Origin of the sequence: Acetivibrio clariflavus DSM 19732 (genome assembly GCF_000237085.1) — a bacterium.
Lineage (GTDB): Bacteria > Bacillota > Clostridia > Acetivibrionales > Acetivibrionaceae > Acetivibrio > Acetivibrio clariflavus.
Genome location: NC_016627.1, coordinates 4,277,201 through 4,293,732, shown reverse-complemented (window position 1 = coordinate 4,293,732; position 16,532 = coordinate 4,277,201). Strand labels below are relative to the sequence as shown.

17 protein-coding genes are annotated in these 16,532 nt (G+C 39.8%); all 17 read left to right on the top strand.

What is annotated here, in order from left to right:
* Positions 1–64: 64 nt before the first annotated feature.
* The 17 genes from CLOCL_RS17935 to CLOCL_RS17865 all read left to right on the top strand — a co-directional run bounded on the left by CLOCL_RS17935 (position 65) and on the right by CLOCL_RS17865 (position 16,305).
* Entirely contained in the window at positions 65–484 is a 420-nt protein-coding gene (locus CLOCL_RS17935) for a phage holin family protein (RefSeq protein ID WP_014256647.1), read from the top strand.
* Positions 481–1,485 (top strand): N-acetylmuramoyl-L-alanine amidase, encoded by a 1,005-nt coding sequence (locus CLOCL_RS23600; protein ID WP_014256646.1) that lies wholly within the window; start codon positions 481–483, stop codon positions 1,483–1,485. The genes CLOCL_RS17935 and CLOCL_RS23600 overlap by 4 nt, the downstream gene beginning before the upstream one ends.
* Before the next feature lie 53 nt (positions 1,486–1,538).
* Positions 1,539–1,757: an SHOCT domain-containing protein gene (locus tag CLOCL_RS17925; protein ID WP_014256645.1), complete on the top strand. Its 219-nt coding sequence runs from the start codon at positions 1,539–1,541 to the stop codon at positions 1,755–1,757.
* Positions 1,758–1,818: 61 nt separating this feature from the next.
* Positions 1,819–3,387: a recombinase family protein gene (locus tag CLOCL_RS17920; RefSeq protein WP_014256644.1), complete on the top strand. Its 1,569-nt coding sequence runs from the start codon at positions 1,819–1,821 to the stop codon at positions 3,385–3,387.
* The gene (locus CLOCL_RS17915; protein ID WP_014256643.1) at positions 3,351–3,842 is read left to right on the top strand and encodes a recombinase family protein; all 492 of its coding nucleotides are present in this window, start codon (positions 3,351–3,353) and stop codon (positions 3,840–3,842) included. The genes CLOCL_RS17920 and CLOCL_RS17915 overlap by 37 nt, the downstream gene beginning before the upstream one ends.
* Positions 3,805–5,373, top strand: a complete 1,569-nt coding sequence (locus CLOCL_RS17910; RefSeq protein WP_014256642.1) for a recombinase family protein — start codon at positions 3,805–3,807, stop codon at positions 5,371–5,373. The genes CLOCL_RS17915 and CLOCL_RS17910 overlap by 38 nt, the downstream gene beginning before the upstream one ends.
* Positions 5,374–5,555: 182 nt before the next feature.
* On the top strand, positions 5,556–5,918 hold the full coding sequence (locus tag CLOCL_RS17905) for a BlaI/MecI/CopY family transcriptional regulator (protein WP_014256641.1): 363 nt from the start codon (positions 5,556–5,558) through the stop codon (positions 5,916–5,918).
* Between the two features lie 2 nt (positions 5,919–5,920).
* Positions 5,921–8,542: a M56 family metallopeptidase gene (locus tag CLOCL_RS23405; RefSeq protein WP_014256640.1), complete on the top strand. Its 2,622-nt coding sequence runs from the start codon at positions 5,921–5,923 to the stop codon at positions 8,540–8,542.
* Positions 8,543–8,922: 380 nt separating this feature from the next.
* Positions 8,923–9,408 carry an RNA polymerase sigma factor gene (locus tag CLOCL_RS17895; protein WP_014256639.1) on the top strand — a complete coding sequence of 162 codons (486 nt, stop codon included), beginning with the start codon at positions 8,923–8,925 and terminating at the stop codon, positions 9,406–9,408.
* Positions 9,405–10,328: a hypothetical protein gene (locus tag CLOCL_RS17890; protein WP_014256638.1), complete on the top strand. Its 924-nt coding sequence runs from the start codon at positions 9,405–9,407 to the stop codon at positions 10,326–10,328. Before CLOCL_RS17895 ends, CLOCL_RS17890 begins: the two co-directional genes overlap by 4 nt.
* 455 nt (positions 10,329–10,783) lie before the next feature.
* The gene (locus CLOCL_RS22300; protein ID WP_144686997.1) at positions 10,784–11,011 is read left to right on the top strand and encodes a hypothetical protein; all 228 of its coding nucleotides are present in this window, start codon (positions 10,784–10,786) and stop codon (positions 11,009–11,011) included.
* A gap of 15 nt (positions 11,012–11,026) precedes the next feature.
* Entirely contained in the window at positions 11,027–12,325 is a 1,299-nt protein-coding gene (ltrA, locus tag CLOCL_RS17885) for a group II intron reverse transcriptase/maturase (RefSeq protein ID WP_014256637.1), read from the top strand.
* Between the two features lie 359 nt (positions 12,326–12,684).
* Positions 12,685–12,912: a hypothetical protein gene (locus tag CLOCL_RS22295; protein WP_144686997.1), complete on the top strand. Its 228-nt coding sequence runs from the start codon at positions 12,685–12,687 to the stop codon at positions 12,910–12,912.
* Between the two features lie 15 nt (positions 12,913–12,927).
* A complete protein-coding gene (gene ltrA, locus CLOCL_RS17880) occupies positions 12,928–14,226 on the top strand; it encodes a group II intron reverse transcriptase/maturase (protein ID WP_014256637.1) in 1,299 nt (432 codons plus the stop codon).
* 457 nt (positions 14,227–14,683) lie between these two features.
* Positions 14,684–14,992 (top strand): transposase, encoded by a 309-nt coding sequence (locus CLOCL_RS17875; RefSeq protein WP_014256636.1) that lies wholly within the window; start codon positions 14,684–14,686, stop codon positions 14,990–14,992.
* A complete protein-coding gene (locus tag CLOCL_RS17870; RefSeq protein WP_148263804.1) occupies positions 14,956–15,894 on the top strand; it encodes an IS3 family transposase in 939 nt (312 codons plus the stop codon). The genes CLOCL_RS17875 and CLOCL_RS17870 overlap by 37 nt, the downstream gene beginning before the upstream one ends.
* 186 nt (positions 15,895–16,080) lie before the next feature.
* Positions 16,081–16,305 carry a hypothetical protein gene (locus tag CLOCL_RS17865; RefSeq protein WP_027622081.1) on the top strand — a complete coding sequence of 75 codons (225 nt, stop codon included), beginning with the start codon at positions 16,081–16,083 and terminating at the stop codon, positions 16,303–16,305.
* Positions 16,306–16,532: the final 227 nt, after the last annotated feature.

Genomic DNA, 16,532 nt, shown 5'->3' with positions numbered 1-16,532 from the left:
GCTTTGCTTTAAGGCAGGGCGCTTTTTTATATGCAAAATTCAAGTTGAACGGAGGTTTAAGACAATGAAAACAGTATGGAACTGGGCGCAGGCGGTTTTTACTGCTATTGGCGGATTTCTTGGATGGTTTCTTGGAGGGCTGGATGGATTTTTATACGCACTCATCGCTTTTGTAGCCATTGACTATGTGACCGGAGTGATGTGTGCCGTTGTAGACAGAAAACTTTCGAGTGAAGTCGGGGCCAAGGGCATCTTTAAGAAAGTGCTTATTTTTGTACTTGTAGGTGTAGGACACATCATCGACAGCCAGGTGCTAGGCAATGGCGGGGCAATTCGGACAGCAGTGATTTTCTTTTACCTAAGTAATGAGGGAGTTTCAATTCTTGAGAATGCAGCACATATAGGACTGCCCATTCCTGAAAAGCTGAAGAACGCATTGGAACAACTGCATGATCGCTCAAATGAGGAGGATGAAAAGAAATGAAGCTTTTTACTAAATACATGACGCGAAACGATTGCTATACAGCAGGCCGCAAAATCACGCCTAAAGGAATCATGGTACATTCGACGGCTGTGCCGGGTGTAATGGCGGCTGAGTGGTTTTCCCGTTGGAACAAATCTTACAAGGCCGGCGAAATAAATAGGCAGGTATGTGTTCACGCTTTTGTAGACGATAAAGAGATTTGGCAATACCTGCCTTGGGATCATCGCGGGTGGCATGCGGGAGGAGCAGCCAACAATACCCATATTGGCTTTGAAATCTGTGAGCCTGCTGGGTTTTCGTATAAATCCGGGTCGGTAATGGTGGGTTATGATGCAGCAAAGCAGGAAGATTATTTCCGTAAAGCGTGGCAGAATGCTGTTGAACTCTGCGTTATGCTCTGCAAGAAGTACGGTCTTAATGAGAATGACATCATCTGCCACTCCGAAGGATATAAGCTCGGTATTGCCAGCAACCATGCTGATGTGATGCACTGGTTTCCCAAGCATGGGGAGAATATGGACACTTTCCGTAAAGCAGTAAAAAAAGCGCTGGAGAACAGTACAGATATCAATACTGATATTGGAATTGGAGATATGGTGGAGTTTAAGGTCAGTGTAAAGAATTACTACCCCGGCAGTGTGGAAGTTCCAACGTGGGTCAAAAATGACTATTACCACAGGGTCACACAGACTTTATACAAAGGCAAGCCGGTCATAAAAGGCGGCAAAGAATGTGTATTGCTTGGCAAAAAGGTTAAGAAATCCGGTGGTCAAGAAATCGCAGGCATAAACACTTGGGTAGCAAAAGAAAACCTTGTAATTGTAAACAGCATTCCTGATAACAAGGGCAATAGAACCTATACAGTGCAAAAAGGCGACACCTTATGGAGAATAGCGGAAAAAGAACTCGGCAGAGGAACAAGATATCCGGAGATTAAGAAACTCAATGGCCTGACTTCAGATACTATTTACCCCGGACAAGTTCTCAAATTGCCGGAATAACGATAAAGGACAGCCAGTCGCGGCTGTCCTAAGTTTTTATAGGAGGTGCTTGAATGATAGAAGCGGCTAATCATTTACCATATAACCCGCAGGAAACGAACTATACAAAGATAACGCAGGAGGAAATTCAAAGAGAGGTAGATTACTGGCGGGCATATAAAATCCTGCAAAAGATGCTTAAAGCGGGACTGATTTCAGAGGAGGAATTCGACAAAATCGACAAGTTAAATCTTAAAACTTTTTCTCCAATGTACGCACAGCTTATGGCCTAATTAGCTTGCTATTAGCGGCACACAGAGGTAACATGTCACATGCCCAAAGGAGGTGAAAACAGTGAGAAAGGTAACAAGGATTGATGGGAACAATGCTCTTCAAGCTTTCAAACCAAAGGTAAGAGTGGCAGCTTATTGCAGGGTTTCAACCGACAGTGATGAGCAAATGGCAAGCCTGGAAGCACAAAAAGACCATTATGAATCCTATATAAAAACAAATCCTGATTGGGAGTTTGCAGGGATCTACTATGATGAAGGCATATCAGGCACAAAAAAGGAAAACCGAACTGGACTTTTGAGACTGCTTGCAGATTGCGAAAACAAGAAAATTGACTTTATTATAACCAAGTCGGTCAGCAGATTTGCCAGAAACACAACCGACTGTATTGAGATGGTGAGAAAACTTACCGATCTCGGTGTTTTCATCTATTTCGAGAAAGAGAATATAAACACACAGCGCATGGAAGGCGAATTGGTGCTGACAATTTTGAGCAGTCTTGCAGAAAACGAGTCATTATCCATTGCAGAAAATAGTAAGTGGTCTATCAGACGTAGGTTCCAAAACGGAACATACAAAATTTCGTATCCTCCCTATGGTTACGATTATGTGGATGGAAAGCTATTTATCAATAAAGAACAGGCTGAAATCGTAAAGCGGATTTTTTCCGAGGCTTTGGACGGTAAAGGCACACAGATAATTGCAGATGGGCTAAATTCGGATAAAATCCCAACAAAGAGAGGTTCACACTGGACAGCGACAACTATCCGCGGCATTTTAAGCAATGAAAAATATACTGGGGATGTCCTTCTGCAAAAAACCTATACAGATGAGAATTTTAAGCGGCATTATAATCATGGGGAAAAAGATCAATACATGATAAAAGATCATCATGAAGCCATTATATCTCATGAGGAATTTGAAGCCGCCCAAGAGATATTAAAGCAAAGAGGAAAAGAAAAAGGTGTAATTAAGGGAAGCAGCAAGTATCAAAAACGCTACCCTTTCTCTGGGAAAATCAAATGCGCAGAATGTGGCAGCAATTTTAAGCGTCGAATTCATGGCAGCGGTGACCGTAAATATATTGCATGGTGCTGCACAAAGCACATAAAGGACGCATCAAGCTGCTCCATGAAGTTTGTCAGAGAGGATGCGATCCATCAGGCCTTCGTTGTTATGATTAATAAGCTTATTTTCGGTCATAAATTCATTCTAAGACCATTGCTACAAAGCTTAAAGAAGACAAATTACTCAGATAACATAACAAAGATTCAGGAGATGGAAACAAAAATCAAAGAAAATACAGAGCGAGTTCAGGTGATTATGGGACTTATGGCTAAAGGATACCTGGAACCCGCTCTTTTTAATACACAGAAAAATGAGCTGCTCAAAGAAGCAGCCATATTAAAAGAACAAAAAGAAGCCATAAAACGCGCAATCGATGGGAGCATGACTGCTCTTGTTGAGGTTGAGAAGCTTCTTAAATTTGCAACGAAAGCTGAAAAGCAGATTGATGCATTCGATAGCAGAATATTTGAGGATTTTATTGAAGAAATCATTGTGTTTTCACAAGAAGAAATAGATTTCAAAATGAAATGCGGGTTGAACTTAAGGGAAAGGTTGGTGAAATGATGAGCCATATACCTTTTGGATATACCATTCAAAACGGCAGGGCTGTCGTTAATGAAGAGGAAGCAGTTAAAATTAAGAAGCTATTTAAGGTTTATCTTTCAGGGCTTTCTTTAAGCGAAGCGGCACAAAAAGCGGGCATTAAGCGTTACCACACATCTATTGCAAGAATGCTGACAGATAAACGGTATGTTGAGGATAAATTTTATCCGCCAATTATCAGCAAGGACACATTCGAAAAAGCACAACTGGAAAGACGCAGGCGAGCAGAGGCACTTGGTAGGATTTATGAACATAAAGGAAATGAAAAGAAATGCATGAATTTTAGGTTTCATGCTTCAATGCCAGATAATCTATACGATGATCCATTTCAGCAGGCAGAGTATGCTTATAGTCTTATTAAGAGCGAGGTGATTTTAGATGACAAACAGGAATGTTACGGTAATTCCCGCCCGTAAGCGAATTGGAAATAGTGCAAAGGCCGAGGAAATGCCTAAGCTTCGAGTAGCAGCTTACTGTCGTGTTTCTACGGACAGCGAGGAACAGGCAACCAGTTATGAAGCGCAAATTGAGCACTACACAAACTACATCAAAAGCAATCCCGAATGGGAGTTAGCAGGTATATTTGCAGATGAAGGTATTACCGGAACTAACACAAAAAAGCGTGAAGAATTTAACCGGATGATAGAAGAATGCATGCAGGGCAAAATCGATATGATAATTACAAAATCTATCAGCCGGTTTGCAAGAAACACGCTTGACTGCCTGAAGTACATAAGGCAGCTTAAAGACAAGAACATCCCAGTTTATTTTGAAAAGGAAAATATAAACACATTGGATACCAAAGGAGAAATCCTGTTGACCATTATGGCATCTTTGGCACAGCAAGAAAGCCAATCGTTAAGCCAGAATGTAAAACTGGGTATTCAGTACCGATATCAGCAAGGAAAAATCCATATCAATCACAACCGGTTTCTTGGCTATACAAAGGATAAGGATGGCAATTTAGTTATCGTACCTGAAGAAGCAGAGATCGTCAAACGCATTTACAGAGAATATCTTGAAGGTTCCAGTATGCTACAGATAGCTAGGGGTTTGGAGGCTGACGGAATTCTGACGGGTGCAGGCAATCCCAGATGGCATACCAGTACCATCAATAAGATTTTGAGAAATGAAAAATATATCGGTGATGCGCTGCTACAGAAAACCTATACAGTAGATTTTTTATCGAAGAAAAGGGTACCCAATAACGGTATTGTTCCGCAATACTATGTAGAAAACAGCCATGAGCCTATAATCCCGCGTGAAATTTTTATGCAGGTTCAGGAACAGCTTGTTAAAAGAAGATGTGTGCATATAAGTAAGAACGGAAAGAAGAGAAACTATAGCAATAATCATCCTTTATCACAGATGGTCTTTTGCGGCAACTGTCATGAAATATTTCGAAGGGTTCATTGGAATAACCGAGGAAAGAAATCAATCGTATGGAGATGCGTCAGCAGATTGGAAAACACCGGTTTATTTTGTACCGCTTCCACTATACTTGAAGATACGCTTAAAGAGAAAATTGTAGAAGCCATCAATGTAGCGGTCAGCGGAAAAAACTCTTTTCTGGCCATACTGAAGAAGAATATTGAAACCGTATTAAGCGAAGATTTGGATGAGAGTACGGCAAATATTGATAAAAGGCTGGAAGAACTCCAAACCGAGTTAATTCAAAAGGCAAATTCAAAGGAAGTATACAATAATATTGTAAATGAAATTTATAGGTTGCGAGATTTAAGACAAGAAACACTTTCAAGAAACGCTCTCCGCCAAGATAAGAGAGATCGGATTGCTGAGATGACGGACTTTCTTGATATGCAAACTGGTGATATTACGGAGTTTGATGATAAACTGGTCAGAAAACTAGTTGAAAAAGCCATTGTATATGATGACAGGATAATGATTGAGTTTAAGTCTGGGTTAGAAATAGAAGTAAACTTATAAGTTCGTATTAAGATGGCTGCCAATCATGAGATACATTCTTTTTGTTGGCGGTTTATTATATTTAGCGCTTGACAATTAAAAATATTACTAATACTTTTTTTAAATACCCATTGACATCTTAGTCTATAAGGTATAGACTAATAATACAAGGTCGATATCGTATAGACCAAGGAGGTATTATCATGAGAGAATATAAGCTTACAGAAAGTGAAGAAAAATTCGCAGAATTAATTTGGCAGAATGAGCCGATAGGTTCCGGCGATCTCGTGAAGCTATGTGAAAAAGAAATGAACTGGAAAAAGTCCACAACATATACAGTACTGAAAAAGTTATGTGAAAAGGGCATTTTCCAAAATGAAAATGCCGTGGTTTCATCTCTAATCACAAGGGATGAATATTACGCCAGGCAAAGTATACGTTTTGTTGAGGATACCTTTGGAGGATCTTTGCCGAAGTTTTTAACAGCTTTTATCAGCGGTATAAAATTAAGCAAACATCAGGCTGAAGAGTTGAAAAGATTGATTGACGAGCATAAGGAGGTGTAGCAATGAGTGAACTATTTCTTGCTGTTTTAAATATGAGCCTTACGGCAAGCTATGTAATCCTTTTTGTGATGATTGTCAGACTATTGCTCAAAAAAGCTCCAAAAGTCATCTCCTATGTCTTATGGAGTGTGGTTGCTTTTCGCCTTATAATTCCATTTTCCTTTGAAAGCATGTTTAGCCTTATACCACGCAATACGAATGCTGTTCCAATCCCCCATGATATAATCTATCAGCAAAGTCCGCAGATTAATAGTGGGATAGAAGTAGTAGATTCATTTGTAAGCCAATCACTTCCTGCTCCTACTGTTGAAGCAAGTGTAAATCCATTGCAGATTTATATGGAAATAGGAGCATATATATGGATTTTAGGAATAATGGTATTACTTATTTACAGTTTAGTGTCTGTTTTACAATTAAAAAGACAGCTTAAAAGTGCACAGTTAATAAAAAAGAATATCTATGAAGCGAAGAATTTGAAAACACCATTTGTGCTTGGATTAATAAACCCCAAGATATATTTACCGGTTGGATTGAGCAAAGAGGAACAAAATTATATCCTCATACATGAACAAACCCATATCCATCGGAAAGACCATATCATTAAAACATTAGCTTTCTTAATAGTGTCCATACATTGGTTTAATCCCCTTGTGTGGATTGCGTTTATATTAATGAGTACAGATATGGAGCTATCTTGTGACGAAAGAGTATTGAAAGTAATGAATGAAGATATTAAAAAGCCTTATGCTAATTCGCTATTATCTCTTGCTACCGGAAGGCATATTCTAAATGGAAGTCCACTTGCTTTTGGCGAGGGGAATGTAAAAGGGAGAATAAAAAATGTTTTAAACTATAAAAAGCCAAGGTTTTGGATAATATTTTTTTCAATTATCATTGTGGTAACAATTGGAATAGGATTGGTAGCAAATCCTAAGTCTACAGCATCATTTAACGGTTCATCCTATCGCGTTAAAGAAATTCTATACCAAGCACCTATGTACTCTTTTAGCTATACATTGGATACTGCACCCCAATATTGTATTTCATCCGACTATGTGTTCTACAGCAAACAGTCCTCGGATGAAGATTGGGTCATGCACGGTGGATTAGACCCTTATAAAATCAGCAGACAGGAGTTGTATACACTATTCAATTCACCTTCTGATAATGTTCATGAAGCAATCAATAAAATAAAATTGATTTATCGCGTCGATACAGATGATGATAATAAGACATTCTATTTGGTGATGCAGCTCAAGAATGGGGATGTACTATTGGCATTAGGGTATGATAACGAGGAAATCCATCACATTCGCTGGCTATTTAGATTAGAGAAAATAAGTGATATTAATGGTGAAGTCGCTGATAGAAATTCGAATGCTAATGATATTAACAATGATGATCAAATCACCAGTTTTGCATGGGAATTTATAAATAAAGATATCGCAAACTTTGAATTAAACCCAGGAGTAAATATTATTGACAGTAAGATAACAAGGATAGAGTTAATAGAAACTTTCGATAATTTGGCAGATGCACCTATTGATGTTTATGCACTGGAATACCGGTTACTTCCTGAAGATTTGAGTAAAGTTGTTTTGGCTGGCGGAATGCAGGTAGATGAGGAAGGCTGGCTTAAAGAAACCAGCAGCATGGGCAGCCCGCTTTTGGTTGTATCCCGAAATAGCGCTTCAGCAGAGTTTATTGGAACACTCTGGACGGTAGGAGTGAAAGAAAATGGAGGCTTGGAACCATCAATAAAAGAGTTGCTAAAAGTGAAGGATGAAAATGAGATTGCAAAATTCGTAGAAGAAAACCTTGCTATTATAATGTCTTCACCAAAGCAAGCTTCAAATCCGTATGCTTATATTCAGGCACATCAGGAAGAATATGAGAATATTAAAAAGCTCGGTGGAGAGAAAGCGCTCCAATACATGCTGTCCCAGTTTGAAAGCGGCAATGCCGAGGGGCTTCGGGGGCATATCATGATGCAGCTATGCAAGGAGCTTCTTGGAATGCGAAACAACGTGACTGACGAAACCCTCACCCCGCAGGAATGGTATGACGCTCTGTCAATCAGGCAGGAAGTCAAACTACCGGACTTTGAGTATGATGGGAGCGATCCTATAGAAAAACTGGTCTACGCTACTGAAATCGAAAAGAACTCTCAACCTCAACGAGGATTTACGATAGTTGCACCAAAAATTTTCGGAAGCTATGAAGAGGACGAACTGTTAAAAGTATTTGTGACCACCTTCAGCGCAACCTACAAGCTTTATGGCAATGTGCTGGATGAGGTGGGTGGTAGCGTCGTTCCATCGGCCATTACTTATAAAAAGGATAATAGCGGTAATTACGTGCTTGAAAAATATGAGCAGGCAAAAGATGGTGCAGACTGGCAACCATCCATCAAAAAGTTCTGCACGATGCCTGTATCGGAAAAGGAAATACCGGGGCTTGCCGATAAAATAATTGACCATTATGGGAATCGTGATGACATACGCACTCTCCATTGGGAAAATCTATTTAAGCATTTAAAGGCAAACGGTATCAAAGACGCGACTCTTTTTAATTCTCGCGGCGAGATTGAGTTTTCTATGAGCAAACCACAGTACATCAATTAAAAAATTGCCCAGTATGGCTTTTGCTTCTATCTGTCGAAAATCTGAAAATAGAAAATCAGAGCTAAGGGCAAATTTGCCTAATGTTAGGAAACGCAAAGCCATAGGGCCTAAAGTACTAATAAAAGCAGAATGATAGCCTGTTTGCTGCATTGTTTGTGTGTCCGAGACCTGCTTTCCCTTGGCAGGTCTTCATTTTTGAGCAAAATAGGAACAAATATGGTTAATCCCGCTTTGAAAATGCGGCAACTATAAGTTTTATCAAGCCTGAAACGCCACATAACTATGAAGGTTCTTCTGCTATTATTATCGGTATTAAAAATTTTTTACGCCTTGCAGCATTTTATGCCTTTCATGCGTATATAGGGTGAGGAGGTGAGCAGATGCTTGATCTATCCTTCCGGCCGGAGGATTGTATGGAGGAATTTGTATTAAAATATGAAAACAGGCTATATAGAACTGCTATTGCTATCATTGGGAACAAAGCTGATGCAGAAGAAATAGTACAGGATGTATTTGTCAAGGTAATTGAGAAATGCCCGATTTTTCAATCTCCGAAACACGAAATTGCATGGCTTATTCGGGTAACCGTTAACCTTTGCAAAAGTCGCTTGCGATCAAGTTGGTGGAAGAAAACAGTGCCTCTACTTGAGTCTTATCCGGCACAGACAGAAGAACAGAACTATCTGATGGAAGCAATCCTGTCTTTGCCTGCAAAATACAGAATTGTGATTCATTTATTCTATTATGAAGGATATACAACAAAGGAAATTGCAGAGATTACAGAACAAAAGGAATCTACTGTCAGAAGTTTGCTCACCCGAGCACGTCATAAACTAAAATCATTCATTGAGGAGGAGCTGTTATGAAAGATTACAAGAATTATATGGATAATTTGTCGGTTGATGAAACTTTACATGAGAAGATCATGAATCGCTTGACACAAAGATCTACCCGCCGACATATTGTAACAAATAACTTCAGAAAATATATATCTATGGCTGCATGTGCCGCGGTAATGCTAATTTTTGTTGTAAGTATCTATCCACATATGAACATATGGAACATAACAACAAACGAAAGCGAGTCAAATATACCAAATACAACAAGAGATTCAAATCCTCTTCAAGACAGATCATATACTAAAGGACAAAGTGGTGCGGTATATCACGATGTTGATGCATCAAAAATTATTAGACAATCAACTTCAGCAAAGGTACCATTTGGATTTGTTTTCAATAACAAGCTGATAGATTTAGTAAAAATCAATTCAGGTATAAAGAATAACGGAGTACGTTGGGAGGAACAGAAATATACAAAGGATGATGTTGAATCTGCTTTACAAATTTCCATAAAAGACCCCGTTCTACCTGACGGCGATTATACGGTAAAACAATATGTTTTAGTAGATGAGGTTACTGATAATATTATTGCATACCAGACGGCTTATTATTATTTCGATAAAAACACATTGGAATTTCAAAATAGATTTAGTGTCTTTTATTTTGCAGAGCAATACTTCAAATCGGACGTACTTGGGCAAATGAAAAATGTTAGTATAACAGACGGAGAGATCAGTATAAGTGATTTTCATGAGCCAATCAATGTACATGTAAAAATGCCTCATGTGAGAAAGCTGTTATATGTGGAGAATGGCATATCAATTGTTGTTGAAGCGGAAGCTGATGTTGTACTGGATGGCAGTATTGTTGATAAAGATAAAAGCCTTGAGAGATATAAACAAACAGACAAGCAACTTATTGATATGATGAAATCATTAATTGAATAACTATTTATTTTGCACCATGTGAAGTATATAGAAGACCGGCGATTACGCCGGTCGATTTGTTTCCTTGAACGTCCGTTTTCGGGAAAAATGCCAAAAATCCATTGATATGTTCCCGTAAACGTAAGGTTCAAAAAACAGCTCAAGACATCAATCCAAGCGGCTCGAGCCATGTTGAGTGCGTGGTATTGATGTGTGCGTCCAGCTAAGCTGGCAAATGCTAGCAGGTGAAAGTCCTGCAGTGGTAAAGGTAGGGCAGCCACTTAGTCAGTAACCAGCGTATGGAGTAATCTATGCGTTGAAGCGTTACGGAATGTTCCGAAAGGAGCAGGCAAACTGGCGGGTTGTAACATAAAGTGAATACTGCCGCACCGTTATTGACATTCCCGAAAGGGAACAACAGGGAGTCGAGCTGGGACATCAACAGCGAAGACAGCAGATGGTATGAAGAACCCTAAATGCAATACCTAAGAACCCTGCGGTGTAGAGGTAGCGACACGTCAGGAAAGTATTTGCCGGAACTGGAGAGAGCCTACTTTGCACAGGAAACTGTAAAGAGGATGCATATAAGCAAAAGCGAAGTTGCTTTCTGCAAAGAGGCAGTCAGAAGTGCTCATAGTACCAAGGATTGTACAGACAACAAAACTGTGCATAGGGAAGGGGCACAACTTTATTCAAGTCTGTAAAGGAGGTAGGTGCCGGTGATTGCCGAAAAAGCTATAAACACCCATGAAAAAGTACGAGACTTCCAAAACAGACTATACCTTACAGCCAAAGCTGACCGAAAGAGAAAGTTCTATGCGTTGTATGACAAGATATACCGTAAGGACATCTTGGAAGAAGCATGGAAACGGGTAAAACAGAATGGTGGAGCAGGCGGTATTGACAAAGTCAGCATTGATGATGTGAAAGCGTACGGCGAAGAAAAACTGCTGGACGAAATAGCAGAAGATTTGCGGGCAGAGAAATATCGGTGCAAGCCTGTCAGACGAACCTATATTCCAAAACAAGATGGTAGAAAAAGAGCATTAGGAATACCTACGATTAAGGACAGAATAGTGCAGATGGCGGCAAAGATAGTAATAGAGCCGGTATTTGAAGCAGATTTTCAGCCTTGCTCGTATGGGTTCCGACCGAAAAGAAATGCAAAACAGGCAATGGACAGGATATATGAAATGGCAGACAAAGGCGGAGCATTATGGGTAATAGATGCTGACATAAGAGATTATTTTGGGAGCATCAACCATGATAAGCTGCTTTTGCTGGTCAAACAGAGAATAACTGACCGAAGGGTGCTGAAGCTGATAAAAGGCTGGCTGAAGGCAGGAGTGCTGGAAGACGGGCAATACAGTGAAAGTACTGTTGGTGCACCCCAGGGCGGAGTTATTTCACCACTGTTATCCAATATATATTTGAATTATTTTGATGTATGTTGGAGTAAGAGGTTCGGACACTTGGGAGAATTAGTACGATATGCAGATGATTTTGTGATATTATGCAAGAAGTTATCTCAAGCAGAAGAAGCGTTGCGTGCTGTAAAATGGATTATGAAAAAGCTGGAACTAACATTGCATAGTGAGAAAACAAGGCTTGTTGACATGTATTTCGGAAAAGACAGCTTTGACTTTCTAGGTTTCAACAACAGATTTCAGCGATTCAGAAACAAAAGCTGGCAGTGGTATTGGACACTACAGCAGATACCGTCCAAGAAGGCTATGAAGAAAATGAGGGCTAACATCAAAGAGGTGTTTGCAAGTCCGAGCAAATTGCTGTTGAGCATGGAAGAGATGGTTAAGTTGCTCAATCCTAAAATCATTGGCATGAGAAACTATTATGCCAGACGATTTGCAAGACCATGGTTATGGAAGATAGATAAGTTTATCAATTTTAAGTTTACCCGTTGGTACAATCGGAAGAAACAACGTAACTATAGGCTAGGGAATGCTGCTAAAGTCAGAGAATTGACTAAGCAAGCGGGACTGGCAAGTATGTGCGGCTGAATGCTGAAGGAAGAAGAATATCGGAAAGCCGTATGCGGGAAAACTGCACGTACGGTTTGATGAGGGGGCGGTGGTAACCCCACTGCTCTACTCTATGTGCGTCCAGCTAAGCTGGCAAATGCTAGCAGGTGAAAGTCCTGCAGTGGTAAAGGTAGGGCAGCCACTTAGTCAGTAACCAGCGTATGGAGTAATCTATGCGTTGAAGCGTTACGGAATGTTCCGAAAGGAGCAGGCAAACTGGCGGGTTGTAACATAAAGTGAATACTGCCGCACCGTTATTGACATTCCCGAAAGGGAACAACAGGGAGTCGAGCTGGGACATCAACAGCGAAGACAGCAGATGGTATGAAGAACCCTAAATGCAATACCTAAGAACCCTGCGGTGTAGAGGTAGCGACACGTCAGGAAAGTATTTGCCGGAACTGGAGAGAGCCTACTTTGCACAGGAAACTGTAAAGAGGATGCATATAAGCAAAAGCGAAGTTGCTTTCTGCAAAGAGGCAGTCAGAAGTGCTCATAGTACCAAGGATTGTACAGACAACAAAACTGTGCATAGGGAAGGGGCACAACTTTATTCAAGTCTGTAAAGGAGGTAGGTGCCGGTGATTGCCGAAAAAGCTATAAACACCCATGAAAAAGTACGAGACTTCCAAAACAGACTATACCTTACAGCCAAAGCTGACCGAAAGAGAAAGTTCTATGCGTTGTATGACAAGATATACCGTAAGGACATCTTGGAAGAAGCATGGAAACGGGTAAAACAGAATGGTGGAGCAGGCGGTATTGACAAAGTCAGCATTGATGATGTGAAAGCGTACGGCGAAGAAAAACTGCTGGACGAAATAGCAGAAGATTTGCGGGCAGAGAAATATCGGTGCAAGCCTGTCAGACGAACCTATATTCCAAAACAAGATGGTAGAAAAAGAGCATTAGGAATACCTACGATTAAGGACAGAATAGTGCAGATGGCGGCAAAGATAGTAATAGAGCCGGTATTTGAAGCAGATTTTCAGCCTTGCTCGTATGGGTTCCGACCGAAAAGAAATGCAAAACAGGCAATGGACAGGATATATGAAATGGCAGACAAAGGCGGAGCATTATGGGTAATAGATGCTGACATAAGAGATTATTTTGGGAGCATCAACCATGATAAGCTGCTTTTGCTGGTCAAACAGAGAATAACTGACCGAAGGGTGCTGAAGCTGATAAAAGGCTGGCTGAAGGCAGGAGTGCTGGAAGACGGGCAATACAGTGAAAGTACTGTTGGTGCACCCCAGGGCGGAGTTATTTCACCACTGTTATCCAATATATATTTGAATTATTTTGATGTATGTTGGAGTAAGAGGTTCGGACACTTGGGAGAATTAGTACGATATGCAGATGATTTTGTGATATTATGCAAGAAGTTATCTCAAGCAGAAGAAGCGTTGCGTGCTGTAAAATGGATTATGAAAAAGCTGGAACTAACATTGCATAGTGAGAAAACAAGGCTTGTTGACATGTATTTCGGAAAAGACAGCTTTGACTTTCTAGGTTTCAACAACAGATTTCAGCGATTCAGAAACAAAAGCTGGCAGTGGTATTGGACACTACAGCAGATACCGTCCAAGAAGGCTATGAAGAAAATGAGGGCTAACATCAAAGAGGTGTTTGCAAGTCCGAGCAAATTGCTGTTGAGCATGGAAGAGATGGTTAAGTTGCTCAATCCTAAAATCATTGGCATGAGAAACTATTATGCCAGACGATTTGCAAGACCATGGTTATGGAAGATAGATAAGTTTATCAATTTTAAGTTTACCCGTTGGTACAATCGGAAGAAACAACGTAACTATAGGCTAGGGAATGCTGCTAAAGTCAGAGAATTGACTAAGCAAGCGGGACTGGCAAGTATGTGCGGCTGAATGCTGAAGGAAGAAGAATATCGGAAAGCCGTATGCGGGAAAACTGCACGTACGGTTTGATGAGGGGGCGGTGGTAACCCCACTGCTCTACTCTATCGAGGGTAAAAGATTGAGAGAGCTGAAAACCCTTATATATCAACGCTTTCAGCACACATGGGTATGAAACCCACCAGACGAAAAACATGAAAATATCGCTTCGCGGGAACAAGTCCATAAAGGCCGTATTTGATAGTTAAGTGGTCAGGTTAGATGTCAGTGCTCGGTGAGTGGTCGGGTTAGATGTCAGCCTTCGCGAGTGGTCAGGTTAGATGTTTTTTCGGAAGTTTTTGAGGTTGTGTGGTCAGGTTGGATGTGGCAGTAAAAAGGTTGTTGAATAGGCTAACCTGTTAAGGACCCCTTAGACGGTTGGACAGATTGTATAAAAATGTAATACAATTTGTTCAAGGGGGAAGAAAGTATGAGGAAGAGATTCACAGTTGAACAAAAATTAGCAGCAATTAAGGATTATGAGGCAGGAGTTAGAGTAGCGGAGATATGCAGAAAGCATAATATTAGCCCTAATACCTTCTATAAATGGAGAGCTAAATATGAGGAAACAGGAGTAGATGGTCTTGCGCCAAAGGCAATAAGCTCCATTACCTCGAAAGAGTATGAACTACGGAGAGAAAATGAAGAATTGAAGAAACTCCTGGGTGAAAAAGAATTAGCAATTAAGATATATAAGGATCTATTAAAAAAAACGAGCCCGGGCTTGAAGATAGATTAGGGGTAGCAGATAAATACATAAAAGCAGGGCATGCTGCGAAAACAGTATTAAAGTTAGTTAAAGTAGCGCGCAGTACATACTATTACTGGAAGAGAAATAGAAACCGAAGGGACTCGTCTGAAGGGAACAGAAAAGGAAGAAAGCCAGAAGGATATTCTTTGGATGAGACAGGTAGAAAAATTAAAGATGAAGAGATAGTTTCAATAATTCGGGAAATTTTGAGTGGAGAGTGCAGTTGCTATGGTTACAAGAAAGTAACTGCACATCTCAGGGTATTATACAAGATAAAAATAAACAAGAAGAAAGTATATCGGTTGATGCGCGAAAATGGACTTTTAAAGCCAGTTAACAGGAAACATGCACATAGAAGAAGGGTAGATGACAGAAAAGTTGGAAGACCGAATCAAATGTGGGCTACGGACATTAAGTATGGCTATATTGCAGGAAAAGGCAGGACATTTTACATTATTAATTATATAGATGTTTTTACAAGAGAGCTTGTTGGAAGCTATGCTGATTATAGTATAAATTCAAAGAAAGCGGTCAGGGCTTTAGATAAAGCAATTAAGGATAGGGGAATTGATCCGTTAGGACTTATTTTAAGGAGCGATAATGGGTCTCAATACATAAGTGAGAACTTCGCGGAATATTGCAAAATAAAAGGAATTTATCATGAATTTACTCATGTAAGATGTCCGGAAGAAAACGGTCATATAGAAGCGTATCATGGAATTCTTGAGGAAGAATTATTGAGTAGAAGTGAATTTGACAGTTTAGAAGAGGCGAGAGCTGCTTTATTAGACTGGGAAGATTTTTACAATAACAGGAGATTACACTGGGGACTTAAGTTAAAAACACCTAAAAGGCATATAAAGAATATGCTCAAAAAACTGAAAAAGTAATAGAAAAAGCAAGTTAATGTCCAATTTTAAGGGGCCAAAGCATAACCAACATAACTGAAATATGTTAATATGTTTATTAGTCAGGGTGTTGAATGGAAAGACTAATTCACTTTTATAGGGACATAAAGCAATTTGAAAATCTGATTTTGAATTTCAGATAATTTATATTATGGAAGGTGAAATAATGTGACAAAGCTAATCGATTTTTTAAATCATTTAGAAGAAGCATCAATTTATTATAAACTTGATAAATGTAATGATGAATACATTATGGTTGAGGTTTCTGTGCCGGGAGAACGCTGGGAAATTGAGTTTGCTGATAATGATGTTAGAATTGAAAAATTCAGGAGTGATGGAAATATTTACAATGAAGATGAACTTGAAAATTTATTTCAACAATTTTCAGATTAGTCGTGTAGTCTAAATAATCGGTAAGCAAGCTTAAACGCATCTAATAAAGTAGACAAATTCCAATCTATTGATGGACTTAAAACCAAGAAAGTTTCATCGTGGCTGACAATAAAAGAATACACTATATTCCACCATTGCCTACGAAACGAGAAAAGCGCGTAGGAATTTACTGTCGTGTGAGTACAAACAGTGCTGACCAGTTGAAAATCTTACCGCCCAAGTTTCAG